Source organism: Ruegeria sp. G12, assembly GCF_056533565.1.
Map to the genome: position 1 here is coordinate 304,141 of NZ_JBQFOO010000004.1, position 17,351 is coordinate 321,491.

Annotated in this window: 14 protein-coding genes; 7 read left to right on the top strand and 7 right to left on the bottom strand. The window is 61.3% G+C overall.

Features of this window, described 5'->3' with window-relative positions:
* The first annotated feature begins 16 nt into the window (after positions 1 to 16).
* The 7 genes from ACR0JN_RS11960 (at position 17) to ACR0JN_RS11990 (ending at position 9,170) form a co-directional block, all read left to right on the top strand.
* Positions 17 to 766: a basic amino acid ABC transporter substrate-binding protein gene (locus ACR0JN_RS11960; RefSeq protein ID WP_480885845.1), complete on the top strand. Its 750-nt coding sequence runs from the start codon at positions 17 to 19 to the stop codon at positions 764 to 766.
* 65 nt (positions 767 to 831) lie between these two features.
* Complete coding sequence (locus ACR0JN_RS11965; RefSeq protein WP_480885846.1) at positions 832 to 2,478, top strand: amino acid ABC transporter permease; 1,647 nt, start codon at positions 832 to 834, stop codon at positions 2,476 to 2,478.
* Positions 2,475 to 4,445: a beta-galactosidase gene (locus ACR0JN_RS11970; protein WP_480885847.1), complete on the top strand. Its 1,971-nt coding sequence runs from the start codon at positions 2,475 to 2,477 to the stop codon at positions 4,443 to 4,445. Before ACR0JN_RS11965 ends, ACR0JN_RS11970 begins: the two co-directional genes overlap by 4 nt.
* Before the next feature lie 137 nt (positions 4,446 to 4,582).
* The gene (locus ACR0JN_RS11975; RefSeq protein WP_480816161.1) at positions 4,583 to 5,707 is read left to right on the top strand and encodes an extracellular solute-binding protein; all 1,125 of its coding nucleotides are present in this window, start codon (positions 4,583 to 4,585) and stop codon (positions 5,705 to 5,707) included.
* 116 nt (positions 5,708 to 5,823) lie between these two features.
* Positions 5,824 to 6,936: an ABC transporter ATP-binding protein gene (locus tag ACR0JN_RS11980; protein WP_480885849.1), complete on the top strand. Its 1,113-nt coding sequence runs from the start codon at positions 5,824 to 5,826 to the stop codon at positions 6,934 to 6,936.
* 12 nt (positions 6,937 to 6,948) lie between these two features.
* A complete protein-coding gene (locus ACR0JN_RS11985; protein WP_480816163.1) occupies positions 6,949 to 7,869 on the top strand; it encodes an ABC transporter permease in 921 nt (306 codons plus the stop codon).
* Positions 7,866 to 9,170 carry an ABC transporter permease gene (locus ACR0JN_RS11990; RefSeq protein WP_480885851.1) on the top strand — a complete coding sequence of 435 codons (1,305 nt, stop codon included), beginning with the start codon at positions 7,866 to 7,868 and terminating at the stop codon, positions 9,168 to 9,170. The genes ACR0JN_RS11985 and ACR0JN_RS11990 overlap by 4 nt, the downstream gene beginning before the upstream one ends.
* Positions 9,171 to 9,199: 29 nt before the next feature.
* Here the strand turns inward: ACR0JN_RS11990 and ACR0JN_RS11995 are convergent, their stop codons facing one another.
* Genes ACR0JN_RS11995 through melA form a run of 7 tightly spaced genes read right to left on the bottom strand, consistent with a single transcriptional unit; the run spans position 9,200 to position 17,342 of the window.
* Complete coding sequence (locus tag ACR0JN_RS11995; RefSeq protein WP_480885852.1) at positions 9,200 to 11,119, bottom strand: beta-galactosidase; 1,920 nt, start codon at positions 11,117 to 11,119, stop codon at positions 9,200 to 9,202.
* On the bottom strand, positions 11,116 to 11,976 hold the full coding sequence (locus tag ACR0JN_RS12000) for an SMP-30/gluconolactonase/LRE family protein (protein ID WP_480885854.1): 861 nt from the start codon (positions 11,974 to 11,976) through the stop codon (positions 11,116 to 11,118). Before ACR0JN_RS12000 ends, ACR0JN_RS11995 begins: the two co-directional genes overlap by 4 nt.
* Positions 11,973 to 12,578 carry a 2-dehydro-3-deoxy-6-phosphogalactonate aldolase gene (locus ACR0JN_RS12005; protein ID WP_480885856.1) on the bottom strand — a complete coding sequence of 202 codons (606 nt, stop codon included), beginning with the start codon at positions 12,576 to 12,578 and terminating at the stop codon, positions 11,973 to 11,975. Before ACR0JN_RS12005 ends, ACR0JN_RS12000 begins: the two co-directional genes overlap by 4 nt.
* A complete protein-coding gene (locus tag ACR0JN_RS12010; RefSeq protein WP_480885858.1) occupies positions 12,575 to 13,468 on the bottom strand; it encodes a 2-dehydro-3-deoxygalactonokinase in 894 nt (297 codons plus the stop codon). The genes ACR0JN_RS12005 and ACR0JN_RS12010 overlap by 4 nt, the downstream gene beginning before the upstream one ends.
* Positions 13,469 to 13,472: 4 nt before the next feature.
* Positions 13,473 to 14,237 carry an SDR family NAD(P)-dependent oxidoreductase gene (locus ACR0JN_RS12015; protein WP_480885859.1) on the bottom strand — a complete coding sequence of 255 codons (765 nt, stop codon included), beginning with the start codon at positions 14,235 to 14,237 and terminating at the stop codon, positions 13,473 to 13,475.
* A complete protein-coding gene (locus ACR0JN_RS12020) occupies positions 14,237 to 15,943 on the bottom strand; it encodes an IlvD/Edd family dehydratase (protein WP_480885861.1) in 1,707 nt (568 codons plus the stop codon). The genes ACR0JN_RS12015 and ACR0JN_RS12020 overlap by 1 nt, the downstream gene beginning before the upstream one ends.
* Before the next feature lie 58 nt (positions 15,944 to 16,001).
* Complete coding sequence (gene melA, locus ACR0JN_RS12025; RefSeq protein WP_480885862.1) at positions 16,002 to 17,342, bottom strand: alpha-galactosidase; 1,341 nt, start codon at positions 17,340 to 17,342, stop codon at positions 16,002 to 16,004.
* Between the last annotated feature and the right edge of the window lie 9 nt (positions 17,343 to 17,351).

Sequence of the window (17,351 nt, forward strand, 5' to 3'; positions counted from 1 at the left end):
ACAGGAGTAACCGGACATGTTCAAGAAACTGCTAGCCGCCGCAACTCTGGCGGCACTCACCGCCCCGGCCGCCTTTGCCGCCGATCTGGAGGGGCGCGTGCTCAAGATCGGAACCGATGCCACCTATCCGCCGATGGAAACGGTCGATGAGGCGACGGGTAAGATTGTCGGTTTTGATGTCGACGTGATGAATGCGATCTGCGCCAAGGTCAATTGCGTGCCGAACTTCGTCAACACCGCATGGGACGGTATTTTTGCAGCGCTGCAACAGGGCGAGTTTGACCTTGTGATTTCAGGCGTGTCGATCACGCCCGAGCGAGAAGAGACGATGGATTTTTCCGAACCCTATATCGTCGTCAGCCAGGCCATCCTGCTGCAGGTCGACAATGCCGATATGACCTTGGAGGACTTCAAGGCTGGCGGTCAGAAGCTGGCGGCTCAGACTGGCACCACCAATGCGCAACTGGCCGAGGATCTGGTCGGGCGCGAGAACGTCAGCCTGTATGACAACTTCTCAGCCGCGATTCTGGCACTGCAGAACGCGGATGTGCAGGGTGTGATCATCGATGGCACCTCGGCTTCGGCCTATGAACAGGAGTTTGCAGGCGAGCTGACCGTTGGCATCACCGGCCTGCAATCTGACCCGCTGGGTATCGTCTTCCAGGAAGGCGACGCGACTGTTGATGCCATCAACGAAGGACTGGCAGCGATAAAAGAAGACGGCACGCTGGACGCGCTGGTCGGCAAATACTGGAGCACTGAGTGACCCTTTAGCATCCTCTCAGGCCCGGCGGTTCGCACCGCCGGAGCCACAGCCCAGCGGAGAACTCCATGTCTCGCCTACGTTCGATCCGCCCGAGCAACCTCGTGTTGCTCGCAGCCGCCCCGTTCATCATCTATCTGTTCGCCACCTCGTCGAAATACCTGCGATCGCTGGTGGCCATTCTGGGGATCGGCAACAATGCAGGGCCGATCTTTGTGGGCTTCCTGCTGGTCCTGATCGTGGCCGTTCTGGGCTACCTCTGCGCCCGGCACGCCCGGTTTGCAGTGCAGGCACCCCTCTGGCTGCGCCTTTCGGCACTGGTGGCATTTCCGGCGGCAATCGCGCTGACTGTTCTGGGGTTCCTCGCACCGCAGATATTGATGCCATTCGCCGAGTCAGTCTTCTTTCACGCGCTCAGCGAAAACACTTCGACCCTGATCGACCGATCCAGCCAGACCTGGGTTCTGTTCCCCGAGGTGGTGACGCAGGTTCAGCAGGGGCTTCAAATTTTGCTGCTTGCCTATGCTGGCCTGGTTGGCCTGTCTTTGCTGTCGGGACGGCTGCCCGCAAAGCCACGAAACTATGCGCGATTGGCGTTTGAAATCCTGACCGGAGCGGTTCTGTTCTACCTGATGTTCATGGCCCATTGGCAGTTCGCCACGGGGGTCGCGATCACCTTTCGGGCAGCGATTTTCGCTTACATTTTCGCAGCTATTCTCGGACTGATCTGGGTGGGTCTGCAATCGTTCAAGCCCAAGGCGCGGACAACGGTCGTCTATGGCTCTATCAGCCTGGCCTTGTTGGCGGTTTCCACCTTCTTCTTCATGCAACCTCAGGTGAATTACGTTCTGGTCGGTAGTACAGAGGCGCGGATTGCCATCGTTCGCGGCACGCCGCAAGCGCAGGCGGACATCATCCGGTTCGGCGAGTTTGAGGGCGGCGAAGGTCAACAATACCGCATCCGCAGCGCCACGGATGCCGCCAGCGCGCTGGAACAGATTGAAACGGTCGATAGCGTCTCGGGCGCGTTTGTCCCGGTCGAAGCACACACACAGGGCTATCCCATTCTTTGGCAGACAAGCTTTCTGCCCGACAGCTATCGCAACCCGGCGCTTGCCTTCGCGGTCTTTGGTTTTCTGCTGATGACCCTGACCATCGGCGGGGCACAGCACAAGCTGCACCCGCTGGCTGTTGGCGCCGAGTTCTTTGTGGACACGATTCGGGGCATCCCGATGCTGGTCATCATCCTGTATATCGGCCTGCCTCTGGCCGGGGCGGTCAAGGATGCCACTGGCGGGGGCATCGACATGACCAATATGACCCGCGGGATCATCGCGATCTCAGTGGGCTATTCCGCCTATATGGCCGAGATTTTCCGATCCGGCATCGAAGCCATCCCCAAGGGACAACTGGAGGCCGGAAGCTCGCTAGGCCTGTCACGCTGGCAGACTGCGCGGCTGATCGTATTGCCACAAGCATTGCGCATTGTGACACCGCCGCTGGGCAATGAGTTCATCGCGATGATCAAGGATACCTCGCTGCTGTCGATCCTGTCAGTACGCGACATGACCCAGCGCATGCGCGAGTTTCAGGCCGCGAGCTTCCTGCCCTTTGCGCCGTTCAATACGGCGGCCATCCTGTATGTCGTCATCACGTTGGGTTGTGCCAGCTTCCTGAAATGGATCGAACGCCGCACCACAAAGGACCACCGATGAACAGGCTGGAACTGGGCGTCTGTTACTACCCCGAACAATGGGACCCGTCCCAATGGTGCGAGGATGCCGCGCGGATGGTCGGGATGGGGCTGGACTGGGTGCGTATTGCCGAATTCACCTGGGGGCTGATCGAACCTGAACGGGGCACGTTCCGCTGGGACTGGCTTGACGAGGTAATCGACATTCTGGGGCAGGCCGGGTTGCGCATCATGATGTCGACCCCCACTGCCGCACCACCCAAATGGCTGATTGATGCGCACCCCGACATTTTACCGGTCGGCCCCGACGGGCGCGTGCGCGGCTTCGGGTCCCGCAGGCATTACTGCTTTTCCAGCGAGACCTATCTGGCCGAGGCCCGCCGGATCGCCACTGAATATGCCCGCCGCTATGGCCAGAATCCGCATGTTCATGCGTGGCAGATCGACAATGAATACAATGACCACGATACCGTCCTCAGTTACTCCGAGGCGGCCCGGCAGGGGTTCAGGCGCTGGCTTGCGGATCGGTACGGATCGATCGAAGACCTGAACCGGACTTGGGGGACCGCATTCTGGGGTGCGGTGTATACCGACTTTGATCAGATCGAGTTGCCAAACGGGCTCGTTGCCGCGCCAAACCCAACCCACGCGCTTGATTTCATGCGCTATTCCTCGGATCGGGTTCGGCTGTTCAACCAAGCACAGGCAGCGATCCTGCGCGAATATGCGCCGGGGCGCGACATCACCCACAACTTCATGGCCGGAAGTTTCGAATTCGACCACCACGCCGTAGCGGAAAATCTGGATATCGTCGGGTTTGACAGTTATCCGCTGGGTAATCTGTTGGGTTCAAGGCTGCCCGAGCGCCAAAAACGCCGATATCTACGCACGGGCGCACCGGACTACCAAGGGTTTCACTGCGACCTCTATCGCGCGCAGGGGAAAGGCCGGATGTGGGTTCTTGAACAGCAGCCGGGACCGGTGGACTGGGCACAAAAGAACCCGTCGCCTGCCGACGGTATGGTGCGTCTGTGGACGTGGGCCGCCTACGCGCACGGGGCGCAGGCGGTGATGTTCTTTCGCTGGCGGCAGGCGAAAAGCGCTCAGGAACAGTATCATACGGCCTTGTTCAGATCAGATGACAGCCCGGATCAAGCGGCGGAGGAACTGGCACAGATCATGAAAGACCGCAGGGTTTTGCCACCGGCAACGCGAGGGCGGGCCAAAGTGGCTATGTTGATCGATTACCCCTCAATCTGGGCGGCCCATATCTTGCCGCATGACGATGATTTCCCGAATGCTCAAATCTTGCGGGACTGGTATGCCACCTTTTCACAAATGGGGGTTGATCTAGATTTCATCGGCCCCGATGACGAATTGAGCGCTTATTCTCTGATCGCACTGCCTCAAAGCATGATTGTGACCGACGCGCTTGCAGCCCGGTTGCGCAACAGCAAAGCCAAGCTACTGATCGGAGCCCGATCCGGCAGCAAGACGCCAGATATGCACACGCCCTCCAATCTGGCACCGGGGCCGTTGGCGGACCTGACCGGAGTTCGGGTTCTACGTGTGGAATCTTTGCCTGATCTGGCGCAGGAGGACGTACTACTGACTGGCGGCGCTCGCCTGAACTTCACCGGCTGGAGAGAGGTTCTAGAAACCGATGAGGACGTTATCGGCCAATTCGTCAGCCCGTACAGAAACGGGAGTCCGGCTGTGATCCGATCACAGCGCGCGACCTATCTGGCGATGGTGCCACAAGGCGCGTTACTGTCCGAAATTGTTAAGGACGTGCTAAATTGGTGCGGCCTGGAACGGGCGGATCATGGACCCGACCTGCGGATAACCCGGCGCGGCAGCCTGAGCTTTGCTTTCAACTTTGGAAACACCGCAGTGTCATTGCCCACACAGCAAAAACTGCTTGTTGGTGAAAACCCGCTCCCCCCGCATGACGTCGCTATTTGGCACGCAGACGCAGTATCTGACTAAGCCTGTTTAAAAGGACCCGCTGCAAACTGGACTTATGAATTTCGCCAACTGTCACTTTTTGGCTGACCAACGCGCGCAGAAAGTCCTATCAATAAGAAATAACAAAAAGACTCAGTCCAATATCGGGAGGAAAAATAATGGCTGACACCAAAACTCTATCCAGACGCACGGTGCTGAAGGGCGCGGGGGCTGCTGCTCTGGCGGCGCCGCTCTACAGCAAAAGCGCACTGGCCTCATCGGGTGAGATCAACATCCTGATGTGGTCGGACTATCTGCCGCCCACTTTCCTGCAAGAGTTCGAAACCCTCACCGGGATCAAGGTGAACTACACCGGCATCGGCTCGAACGAAGAAATCATCAACAAGATGAAGGCCACCAAGGGCCAGGGCTTTGACATCGTCTCGCCCACCAACAACCGGTCCCTGCAATGGGAGCCGCTAGAGCTTTTGCAGCCCTTCGACATGAACAAAGTGCCGATTGATCTGGTGAACCCGGCGATGGCCAAGATCGGCACCGACGCCTGGGATTTCGGGGGCAGTGGTTCGCACTGGCTGCCGCATATCTGGGGCACCGAAGGCATCGCCTATCGCACCGACCTGTGGTTGCCGGAAGGCGACGCGCCATCTTACGGCGACGTCTGGTCGGAAGCGAACGCGGGCAAGACCATGGGCCGCGCCCATTCCATGATGCTGGGTGCCGGTCTTTACATGGAGCGCGCAGGCGAGATGGACCCGGGTTCGGTCTGGGCCGCTTACGGTGATGAAGAGACGATGCGCAAGGTCTGGGGCCAGATCACCGATTGGTGTATTGCCCGCAAAGACCGGATCAAACTGATCTGGAACGACGCCGACACCCAGAAAAACGGCCTGCTGAACGAAGGTGTGATCGTTGGTCAAACCTGGGATGGCCCGCCGCTGGCGCTGAAATCCGCAGGGGAGCCGGTGCACTATCAGGCTCCGGTCGAAGGCGCGATGGCATGGGTGGACGGCATCTCGATGCCCACCGGTGCGGCGAATATTGATCAGGTCTACGCCTTTATCGACTTCGCCTATCAGGCGAAACCGGCTGGTGTTGCGATTGACAGCCATGGCTACAACTCGCCTGTTTTGGGGGCCGACCAGTATTCGGGCGACACCTACAAAAAGAACTTTGCCGAGGCCTATCCGGGCGACTCGCTGGCCAACCTCAACCCATGGCCAGCCGAAGCGCCGTGGTATGCAGAAACCCGGACCGAGTTCGTCAACAAGTTCAAAAGCGCCTGATCGCTTTGCAATCTGGCCCCTCGCAGTGATGCGGGGGGTTCCAACCCCGCGCGTCCAGGGACGGGTCGGGACCAAATGTGGTGCGGTGAAGGCCGGCCAATACGGAGATATCAGCCATGAGTGCAGGGGTCGGAGTAGATCTGGAAAACCTGTGGATCCGTTTCGGCGATTTCGTCGCCGTCCGCGATGCCAACGTCAACATCAACGGGGGCGATTTCTTTTCGTTTCTGGGCCCCTCGGGCTGCGGCAAGACCACGATCCTGCGGGCGGTCTCGGGCTTTCTGGAACCCAGCGAGGGCAACGTCCTGATCGGCGGTAACAACATGCGGGGGATTGGACCCAACAAACGCCCGACCGCGCTGATTTTCCAGAACCTCGCGCTGTTCCCACTGATGAAGGTGTGGGAAAACATCACCTTCTCGATGGAGATCAAAGGCGCCAGCGCTGCGGAACGCCGCAAGCGCGGGGACGAGCTTTTGGACATGATCGCGCTGCCGGGGCAGGGGGACAAGCTTCCCAGCGAATTGTCCGGGGGTCAGCGCCAGCGCGTGGCCATTGCCCGTGCGCTTTGCGCCGAACCGGATGTACTGCTGCTGGACGAACCTCTGTCAGCGCTGGACCTGAAGCTGCGTCAGCACATGCGCACCGAGCTGCGCGAAATTCAACAGCGCGTCGGCATCACCTTCATCTACATCACCCACGATCAGGGTGAAGCGCTGACCATGTCGGACAATATCGCCGTCATGCGTGCAGGCGTGATCGATCAGATTGCCGACGGTAAAACCATCTACAACGATCCCTCGACGGCCTTCGCGGCGTCGTTTGTGGGGGAAAACAACGTTTTCCGGGGCAAGGTCAAACGCGTCATGGGGAATGAAGCGGTGATCCAGACCAACCGCTCGGGCGATCTTGTAGCTCGGATTTCCACAGCAAATCAGGGCAAGATGAAAGAGGGTGACGACGCGATGATGTTCATCCGCCCCGAGGCCCTTGCCATCGCCCCGGACGGCGCAACCGGCGACCATTTTGTTACCGCGCGCGTGAACCATGAGGAGTTCGAGGGCAACGTCTTCAACATCTTCACCGAAGGGGAAGGCGGCAAAGAGATCAAGGTGTCTCTGCCGAACCTCGGGCAATCGTTCGAAGATCACACCGGCCAGAACATCACGCTGGAATACGAGACCCGCAATGCGGTTCTGGTTCCGGCGGGTGAACTGGCAGCGGAATAGGGGGTCGGTTGCATGCCCCAGTTCCTGAAAGATTTCTTCAACCGAAACGGCACCGGCATGGGGATTGCGATCCTTGGTCTGGTCCTGTTCTGGACCATTGGCCTGATCATTCTGCCGCAGCTGTCGATGCTAGACTTTTCCTTCCGTCCCAACCTCCCGCCGCCTGAAATTGGCGGGCCGAAAGACGTCTACACGCTGGAGAACTACAAATACCTGATCTACGGCCCCGAAGGCGGCAGTCAGGACTATAATACGGTCGATCTGAGGGTCTTTTTCCGCACCCTGCTGGCTGCGATCTGCGTGACGATCTTCAATCTGATTATCTGCTACCCCATCGCCTATTATCTGGGCCAGTCCAAGGGCAGCCATATCCGCATCTTCGCGATCATGCTGATCATCCCCTACTGGATCAACGAAATCCTCCGCGCCTTTGCGCTGCGGATCATCTTTGGCGAGACCGGGGTGCTAAACACGCTGTTCATGGGTCTGGGCATCTGGGACACGCCGTTTGACTTTATCCGCAACGACATCGCGCTCTATGCCGGGCTGGGCTATGCCTACATCCTGCTGATGATCTTCCCGATGTATAACGTGATCGAAAGCCTGGACGGAAACCAGATCGAGGCCGCACGTGATTTGGGCGCGCCCTGGTGGCGAATTCACTGGCGGGTGGTCATTCCCTACGCCAAGCCTGGGATCAGCTCGGGCTGCACAATGGTCTTCATGCTAAGCGCGGGTGCGCTGGCCGCACCGCAGATTCTGGGCGGGCCGTCCAGCCTGTGGTTCACGCAACTGATCTATCAGCAGTTCAACGACAACAATGACTGGCCGCAGGGGGCCGCCTACGCCATCGTGCTGCTTGTGACCTGCATCCTGTTCGTGCTGGCGGTGATGCGCCTGTTCAAGGTGAACATGGGGGATATCGGGAAATGAACCTGTCGTTCCTTCGTGTAAGCATCTGGGTCTATCTGGCCATTTTCTTCCTGTACCTGCTGGGCCCGCTGGTGATCATGTCGGTCACGGCATTCAACTCATCCTCATTCCCGCGAATGACGCCGTGGGAATGCCTGACCTTCCAGTGGTTTGGAGAGCTGTTTCAGGATCAGCGTATTCTGAACGGCATCAAGAACTCGCTGATCATTGGGGCCGGAACGGTCGTTCTGTCGGTTGCAATGGGTCTGGCGGGGGCACTGATGCTGACGCAGATCTGGCCCAAGCTGCGGGCGACCTATTACACCATCATCATCGCTCCGATCCTGATCCCCGGCGTTGTGCTTGGTATCTCGACGTTGGTGTTCTGGGACCGGATCAATCGAATGCTGGGGCTGGGCGCGGACAGCGTTCTGTCGAACGGGATTTTCCTTACGGTGATCGGCCAATCCACCTTTATCGCCAGCTATTGCATGCTGGTTCTGGTGGCGCGATTGCAGCGGTATGACATCGCGTTGACCGAGGCCGCGCTGGACCTTGGCGCATCCCACGCGCAAGCGTTCCGCAAGATCCTACTGCCGTTCATGCGCCCGGCGATTGCGTCTGCGGCGGTGCTGGCCTTTCTCGCCTCGTTCGAGAATTACAACACCACCACCTTCACCTTTGGTGAATACCCGACGCTGACCATCGAACTGGCGCAGAAGGTGCGCTATGGCATCACGCCGTCGATTTCGGCTTTGGCCTTTATCATCGTGGCGCTGACCGTGTTCTTTGCCCTGCTGAACGAAGCCAAGCTGAAACGTCAGGAACTGGTCGCGGCTGCCCGCAAGGAGGCTACGGTCGAGGAACTGGCGGGAAAGATCAAACTGCCCAGTTTCTTCGCCGGAAACATGGCGGCGGTTCTGGTTGTTGTTTTCGCTGTGGCCACGATCACCGTGGTTGGCACGGCAACGGCCTATGATCCGGGTCAATGTATCGCCGACGTCCGCGAACAAAAGCAGCTTGAGGCCGAACAGCGTATTCAGGAGTTGCGTCAGCAGCGCGAAGAGCAGCGCAGACAGCGCGAGGAAGAGCGCAAGCAACGTTTTGAGGGTGTGTTCGAGCCTGATGAACTGCAACCTGGCGCAACACAAGAGGACGCGCAGCCGGAGGCCGAGGGCAACAACTCTGGCTTCGGCAACGTGTTCTCTCCGAACGCGCTGAGCGGCGATGATGAGGAAGAAACCCAGGAAACCGAAGACCCGCCTTCAAACAATGGCGGTTTCGGCGGGGCCTTTGATCCCAACTCTCTGCAAAGCGACTGATTGCGACGCAGAAGGCGCCCGGATTGACCTCAGGCCTGTCCGGGCGCGTTGGGTTTCAGGATAGCCACGTCGCAGCCCTGGATTGTGTGACCATTCCACGTGACCGGATCGGCATTGTAGTTGATCAGGAATTCATGATCTGCTGTTTCCCTGCGCCGAAGCCCCTCTGGCATATGGTGCAGATCCAACCCGGTTTCCTGCGCTGCCATCGCAACAACACGGTTCCACAGGGCTTCGTCCGGGAAACCTGCCAGATACCAGACGCCCTCTACGCCTTTGAGTGCAGTCGTCCCATCAGTGAAAGACAATAAGTCCGGCGCGTCGCCCGACACCCGGTCAATCCAATGCTGTGCAGCACCGCCGCCCTCGACTGGGCGCAGCACGTTTGGCGGCAGGGATTCGACCAGATCGACGTCGCAGTCCAAGTCACTCAGACCGGGGCGGCCCTGTTGCGGGATTTGGAAACCATGCGTGATCGCACCTGTTCTGGGGCCGAGGATCGCGAGGTCACACCCATCAATCAACCGCTGCGCCAGATCGTCTTCCAGCGTTGCCAGCCCGGGCGCGAGGATCAGTTTGTACCCACCTGCCGGGATGTCCGTCGGGGGGACGAAATCCACTGACAAACCAGCGCGCCGCAATGCGCGGTAGGCTGAGAAAACCAGCCGGAAATAGTCAAACCCGGCCCCTTGCGGCTGCGTCGCCCAGGCCCAGTCAGACGCATAGTCGAACAGGATCGCAACATCGGCATTCTTCGGGTTTACCGACCCCAAGCCCGCCAGATCATCCGCGGTTTGTCGCGCTTCGGAAAGGCCCGGCGCTGCGCGGTTGTTCGGCGTCAGCAGCCCCGCATGCATCTGTTCCTGCGCGAACGGGGCCTGCCGCCAGCGGAAATAGCTGACCACCTCGGCCCCATGCGCCACGGCTTCAAGCGACCACAGGCGCACCATGCCGGGCAGGGGGGCGGGGTTGTAGGGGGCCCAGTTCACCGGGCCGGGCTGCTGCTCCATCACCCACCAGCGGCCACGTCCGACTGCTCGGTACAGATCGTGGTGAAAGGCCTGCATGTCGGGGTCGCCTTGCTGCAGAAAGGCGGTCTTGTGCGTCTCGTCCGCCTCGAGCCGGTCGGACAGGAAGCCGATGGGATAGCTGTCCCATGTGGCGATATCCAGATCGTCGCCCACGGCGAAATGGTCAAATTCCAGCACCCGGCCCATATAGTTGTGCAGCAGCGACGCGTCGGTCAGTGGGCGCAGCACGTCCACCTGCGCCTTGTTGAACGCCACCACCTGATCCGAGCTGAACCGGCGGAAGGCCAGCACATGCGCCGGGTTGGCCTCGGTCACGGTCTGGTTGGGCAACTCGATCTGGTCAAAGCTGTTATACTCCATCGACCAGAACACATTGCCCCACGCCGCATTCAGGTCTTCGACCGTGCCATACTGCACCGCCAACCACGCCCGAAACGCCAGCAGCGCCGGGCGGCTATAGCTGACGGTGGTCTCGTGGCAAGCATATTCGTTGTCGATCTGCCACGCAGCGACATGGGGGTTGCGGCCATAGCGTTCGCCCATCAGCCGCGCGATGCGGGCGCATTCCTCGATATAACCGGCGTGGCTAAAGCAATAATGCCGGCGCGAGCCGAACTTGCGCGCGGCCCCCTGCGCATCCACCGCCAGCATATCGGGGTGCCGGTCCAGCATCCAACGCGGAGGCGTGGCGGTCGGCGTGCCCAGCACCACTTTCAGCCCCGCCGCGCCCAGCGTCTCAATGGCGCGATCCAGCCAGCCGAACTGCAGGTCTCCGGGGGTGGGCTCCATCCGGCTCCAGCCGAACTCGCCGATGCGCACCCATGTCAGGCCGGTTTCGACCATGCGGGCGGCATCCTGTGCCCATATCTCTTCGGGCCAGTGTTCGGGGTAATAGCAAACGCCAAGTTCCGGTTTCATAATATCACCCGATGTTCTGCCTGACCTTGCCCCGCACCGGGTGCCGAGAAGGTCATGCCGTTGCTGGGCTGCTGCGACAGCGCCTCGGCGTCCAGCCCCTGACGGGCGGTGGTGCAGAAAAGCGTGGTCAGATCATCCCCGCCAAAGCCGGGGCACGAGGTATGGGCGGCCTCGAACGAAACCGCCCGCAGGAACTGCCCTGTTGGGTCATAAGCCGCGACCCGCGCCGCGCCCCATTGCGCCACCCAAAGGTTACCCGCCGCGTCGACAACCGCTCCGTCGGGGTTCAGCCCCTCGGCGCGCAGGTCCAGATGCACGGAGGCTTGGCCCTCGGGCCAGCCGGTTTCCGGGTTCAGCTGTTGGCGCATCACCTGTTGCGTCACCGTGTCGGCATAGTAGGCGCAGGACCGGTCCGGCGCGAAACAGATCGCGTTCGAGATGGTCACATCCGGCACCAACTGCCGCAGTTCTCCGCGCCAGAGGCGATAGATCGCGCCCGCGCCCGGTTCGGCCTGCTTGCCCATCGTCCCGATCCAGAACCCGCCCCACGGGTCGGCCCGCCCGTCATTCGAACGAGTCACGGGGTTGTCGGCCTCAAGCGGGGCAACCAGCGTTTGGTCGCCATTCGTCAGCCCAAACCGCCACAGCCCGGTTTCCGAGGCGATCAGCAAGGTGTCCCGATCCACCCATCCGGCAGCCGAGACATGCTCGTCGAATTGCCAGACCCGGGCGGCATCGCCCTCGCGGGTCATCAGGCGTTTGGCGATGATGTCAAACCAGAACAGTTGTTTGCGTTCGGGATGCCACAGCGGCCCCTCGCCCAGTTCACAGGGGCGGTCGTCAAAGACCTGAGTCATGCGGCGGCCTCGTCATAGGCAGAGACGATGCGGCGCGCGCGGTCGGCGACCTCGTCCACCGTCAGGCCCGGTTTATAAAGCGCCGAGCCGATGCCGAACCCATCTGCGCTGGCTGCGCGCCATTCGCCGAAATTCTCGGGCCCCGCGCCGCCGACGGCAAAGACCTGTGTGCCCGCTGGCAGTACCGCGCGCAGGGCCGACAGGCCCGCGGGACCAGCCATCGAGCCAGGGAACAGTTTCAGGCCGGTGGCCCCGGCGGCCAGCGCGGCAAAGGCTTCGGTCGGGGTGAAGATGCCGGGCCAGCTTTGCAGCCCCAGCGCGGCTGTGCGGCGGATCACGTCGGTATCGGCGTTGGGTGACACGATCAGCTTGCCGCCCACATCGGCCACGGCCTGAACCTGATCGGGGGTCAGAACGGTGCCCGCACCGATCAGCGCCCGGTCGCCGCATTCGCGCGCCAGAATGCCGATGCTGTCCAGCGGATCGGGCGAATTCAGCGGCACCTCGATCCGGTCGATGCCTGCGTCGATCAGGGCGTGGCCCATCGCGGCGGCCTCGGTCGGGCGCAGGCCGCGCAGGATGGCGATGATGGGACGGCTCATGCGGTTTGCCTCGTCAGGGTTCGGGCTTGCGACAGGCCTGCCAGAGTGGCCTGCGTTGCGGTGATGGTCTCGGACGGCGCGCCTTGTTGCTGCAGGGCCTGCGCATAGACGGCAGACAGCCCATCGGCCCCGATGACGGCCAGTTGCTGCCCCAGCCAATAGGGCCGGGCTGCTGCCAGTTCGGCCCCGATCAGCAGGCCCGACAGGCGGGCGCGGGCGGTGTCGCCCTCCTGCCCGTGAAGCAAATCCGCCGCCCGCAGACCGAACAATCGCGCGGCAAGCTGTTCCGGTTTGGACATCGCGTCGCTTACGGCCTCGGCAAAGGCATCATCGTCCCAACCGGTGCCGATGGAGTGCCGCAGCACCGATTGGCCACGCAGCAGGTCGAACATCTCACCGGTCATGAAGGTGCGAAAGCTGATGACCTCTCCGGCGCTGATCTGAGCCCATTTCGTATGTGTCCCGGGCAGGCAGATCACGCCATCCCAATGGGGACGCGTGGCCAGATAGCCCGCGATCTGCGTTTCCTCGCCACGCATCACGTCCGCCGGATCGGGCTGTTTCAGGCCCGGCACCACAAAGGCGCGTATGCGCGAGTCGGTGTCCGGCACGCGGATCGGAGCCCCGGGCACTGGCGCGGTGGGCACGGCGGTATAGGGGGCCTCGACCCAGCCCTGCCGCGCGCCGACCATGCCGCAGGCGATCACATCAATCGGGGCAGGGCCCAGCCAGCCTTCGACCAGATCCAGCAGCGCGGCCTGAAAGTCGCCCTTGGCGAGCCCACCCATCCCCTTGTCGGACTGCGCGCTGTCCAGAACGGTGTCGCCCTGCATCGCCCAGACGCGCAGGCACGAGGTTCCCCAATCGACGGCGATCCATTCCACGTTCATTGCATCACCCCGTCACCACAACGCCGCCATCGACCGCCATGCACTGACCGGTCATCGCGCGGCTGGCCTCGGACGCCAGAAACAGCGTCGGTGCGATCATGTCCTCGGGCGTCAGATGTTCCTTCAGGCACTGGCGGTCCAGATGTGCGGCCAGATCCTCGGGCGTGGCCCACATATCCAGTTGTTTCTGCGTCAGAACCCATCCCGGGGCCAGCGCGTTGACGCGGATGTTCTGTGGCCCCAACTCGCGCGCCAACGAGCGGGTCATGCCGGTGATCCCGGCATTCGACGTGGTATAGATCGGATAGCCAGCGTTCCCCATCATATAGCTGATCGAGCTGAAATTGATAATCGATCCACCGTCTTTCATCTGCCGCGCGGCCTCTTGGCAGGCAAAGAAATAGGCCTTGAGGTTGACCTCGATCATCCAGTCCCAGAATTCGGGCGTGGTGTCGTCCAGCGCGTGGCGTTTGTCATTGGCGGCGTTGTTGACCAGCACCTTGATCGGGCCATGCGCCTCGGCGGCTTTGGCCATGGTGGTGTGCAGCAATTCGGTGTCGGTCATGTCGCCCTGCAGGAAAAGCGGCGCACGCCCGTGTTTGTCGCGCATCTGTTCGACAAAGGCGCTGGCATCCGAGCGGCCGATAAAGGCGACATTGGCACCTTGGGCCATGAACCCATCCGTGAGTGCGGCACCAACGCCCGAGCCGCCGCCGGTGATATAGACAGACGCTCCGTCGAGGTCGTGGAAGGTGGCGGGGTTGTCCATCAGTGGCTCTCTCTGGTCACAAGGCGGGTGTCTTTGCCGACGAGGAAGTCGAGGTCGGCCCCCTGATCGGCTTGTAGAACGTGGTCGATATAAAGCTTGGCATAGCCGCGGGTGTAATGCGGTGCATCCGGTTGCCACGCGGCGCGGCGGGTTGCAAGCTCGGCCTCGTCCACCAGAAGTTCCAGCTCGCCCTTGCTGGCTGAAACGCGGATGCGGTCGCCGGTTTTCACCAGCGCCAGCGTGCCACCGGCCTGCGCCTCGGGGCTGACATGCAGGATGACGGTGCCGAAGGCGGTGCCTGACATGCGCGCGTCCGAGATGCGGATCATGTCGCGCACACCTTTCTTCACCAGCTTGCCGGGGATCGGCATGTTGCCGACCTCGGGCATCCCAGGATAGCCCTTGGGGCCGCAGCCCTTGAGCACCAGAATAGTGTCGGCGGTGACAGGCAGATCATCGCGGTCGATATTGGCTTTGAGGTCTTCGATGCTTTCAAAAACATACGCCTCGCCTTCGGTTTCCAGCAGTTCATCCGTCGCCGCCGAAGGCTTCACGATGGCACCGTTGGGCGCAAGATTGCCGCGTAGAACGCGCAGGCCCGCGGCGGGTTTGACCGGATCGGCGAAGGGGCGGATGACGTCGGAGTTATAGCACTCGGCTTCTTCGTAATGCGCCGAGATGTCTTTGTTGAGAACCGACTTGGCCGGGCGCAGGAACGGTTTGAGTTCGTTCAGAACAACCGGCACGCCGCCGGCGTAGCAGAAGTCTTCCATCAGGTATGTGCCCGAGGGCATGCAGTTGACCAGCAGCGGGATTTCGGACCCGATTTCAAAATCTTTCAGCGTCAGATCCACCCCGACGCGACCCGCCAGCGCCAGAAGATGCACCACCGCATTGGTCGATCCGCCGACAGCTGCGTTTGCCAGAATGGCGTTCTCGAACGCTTCCTTGGTCAGGATGTCCGAGGGTTTAAGGTCTTCGTCCACCATCTCGACAATGCGTTTGCCGGTCAGATGCGCCAGCGCCATCCGGCGGGCGTCAACTGCCGGGAGGGCGGCGTTGGTGGGCAGGGACATGCCCATCGCCTCGACCAGCGAGGCCATTGTGGACGCCGTGCCCATCGTCATGCAGACCCCCGCGCTGCGGGACATGCCGGATTCGGCGTTCATGAAGTCCTGCAGGGTCATCTCGCCCGCGCGGACCTCTTCCGAGAACTTCCAGACATCCGTGCCCGAGCCGATATCCTTGCCCTTGAACTTGCCGTTCAGCATCGGGCCGGAACTGACCACGATGGATGGCAGATCGACCGAGGCAGCACCCATCAACTGCCCCGGCGTGGTCTTGTCGCAGCCCCCCAACAGCACGACGCCGTCGATGCCATAGGCGCGGATAGATTCCTCGACATCCATCGCCAGCAGATTGCGGAACAGCATGGCGGTGGGCTTCATCTGGGTCTCGCCCAGCGACATGACGGGGAATTCGACGGGGAAACCTCCGGCCTCCCACACGCCGCGTTTGACGCCCTCGGCCAGATCGCGCAAGCCTGAATTGCAGGGGGTCAGCTCCGACCATGTGTTGCAGATTCCGATGATGGGGCGGCCGTCAAAGGCATGGTCGGGAAAGCCTTGGTTCTTCATCCACGAGCGGTGAATGAACCCGTCCTTGTCGAGTTTTCCGTACCAGTGCTGTGAGCGGCGTTTTGTCATGTCGGGCGGTGCTTTTCGTGGCTGGGGTTGGATTTGAGTATTTGTGAAAAGATGAAGATCAGGCAGCACGCGCCGGGCGGCACCAGTCAGGCAGCCAGTCGGCATGGGCGGTCAGCAGGTCGGTCACGAGGCTGCGGATCTGGCGCAGGTCCAGCTCGGCGGCGGTGTGCGGGTCCATCATAGCGGCGTGGTAGATGTGGTCGGGGTTTTCCTCGGTCAGGGCGCGGACGGTCAGTTCCTGCACGTTGATCTGCGTACGCATCAGCGCCACCAGTTGCGGTGGGATGTCGTTGACGACCGAGGGGTGCACGCCGTTTGCATCGACCAAGCAGGGGGTCTCAACCGCCGCACCCAGCGGCAGTTGCGGGATTTGGCCGGTGTTGGGCAGGTTGCCATAGGCCGTGTAGGGGGTATCGGTGGTGATGGCGTTCATCAGGTCAGCGGCAAATTCGTGGCTGCGGGTCACGTCGATATCGCGACCATCGGTCAGGGTTTTGGCTTGCTCCTTCCAGCCCGCGACCTGTTCGACGCAGCGGGTGGGGTATTCATCGAGCGGGATCGAGAACTGCTGAATCAGGTCCTCGCGCCCATTCTTGATGAACCAAGGCACGTATTCGGCCAGATGTTCCGAGCTTTCGGTGCAGAAGTAACCGAGATGATCCATGACCTCGTACCGCACCTTGTTGGGGCAGCGGGGCATCAGCAGGGGAGGTTTGGGCAGCGCGCCGCTGGCGTAACCCTGACGCAACGCGGGGTAGAGATCGCGGCCCTGATGTTCCAGCCTCAGGAAGAAGGCCACGTGATTGACGCCCGCGACTCTGTAGCGGAAGTCCTCTTTGGGCAGGTCGAGGTCATGGGCCAGTTCTTCCACCGTGTTCTGCACCGAATGGCAAAGGCCGACTTGTTTCAGCATCGGGAACCGTTCAGCCAGCGCCCACGTGTTGATCGCCATTGGGTTGACGTATTGCAACAGCGTGGCGTCGGGGCAAAGCTGCATCATGTCCTGCGCCACATCCCAAAGGACGGGAACGGTGCGCAGGCCGCGCATGATGCCGCCAACGCCCAGCGTGTCGGCGATGGTCTGGCGCAGACCGTATTGCTTGGGGATTTCGAAATCGGTCACCGTGCAGGGATCATACCCGCCGATCTGAAAGGCGGTGATGACGAAATCGGCCCCGTCAAGCGCCGCGCGACGGTCGGTATGGGTGGAGACCGAGGCCCCGGTGCCGACCGAGCGGATCATGGCGCGCGCCACGGTTTCGCTCTCAGTCAGGCGCTGTGGGTCGATATCCATCAGCGCAAAGTGACTGTCGGCCAGCGCCGGGGTCAGCAAGGCGTCGCCCACGATGTTCTGCATGAAGATCGTGGAGCCTGCGCCGATAAAGGTGATCTTGGTCATCGGACAAAC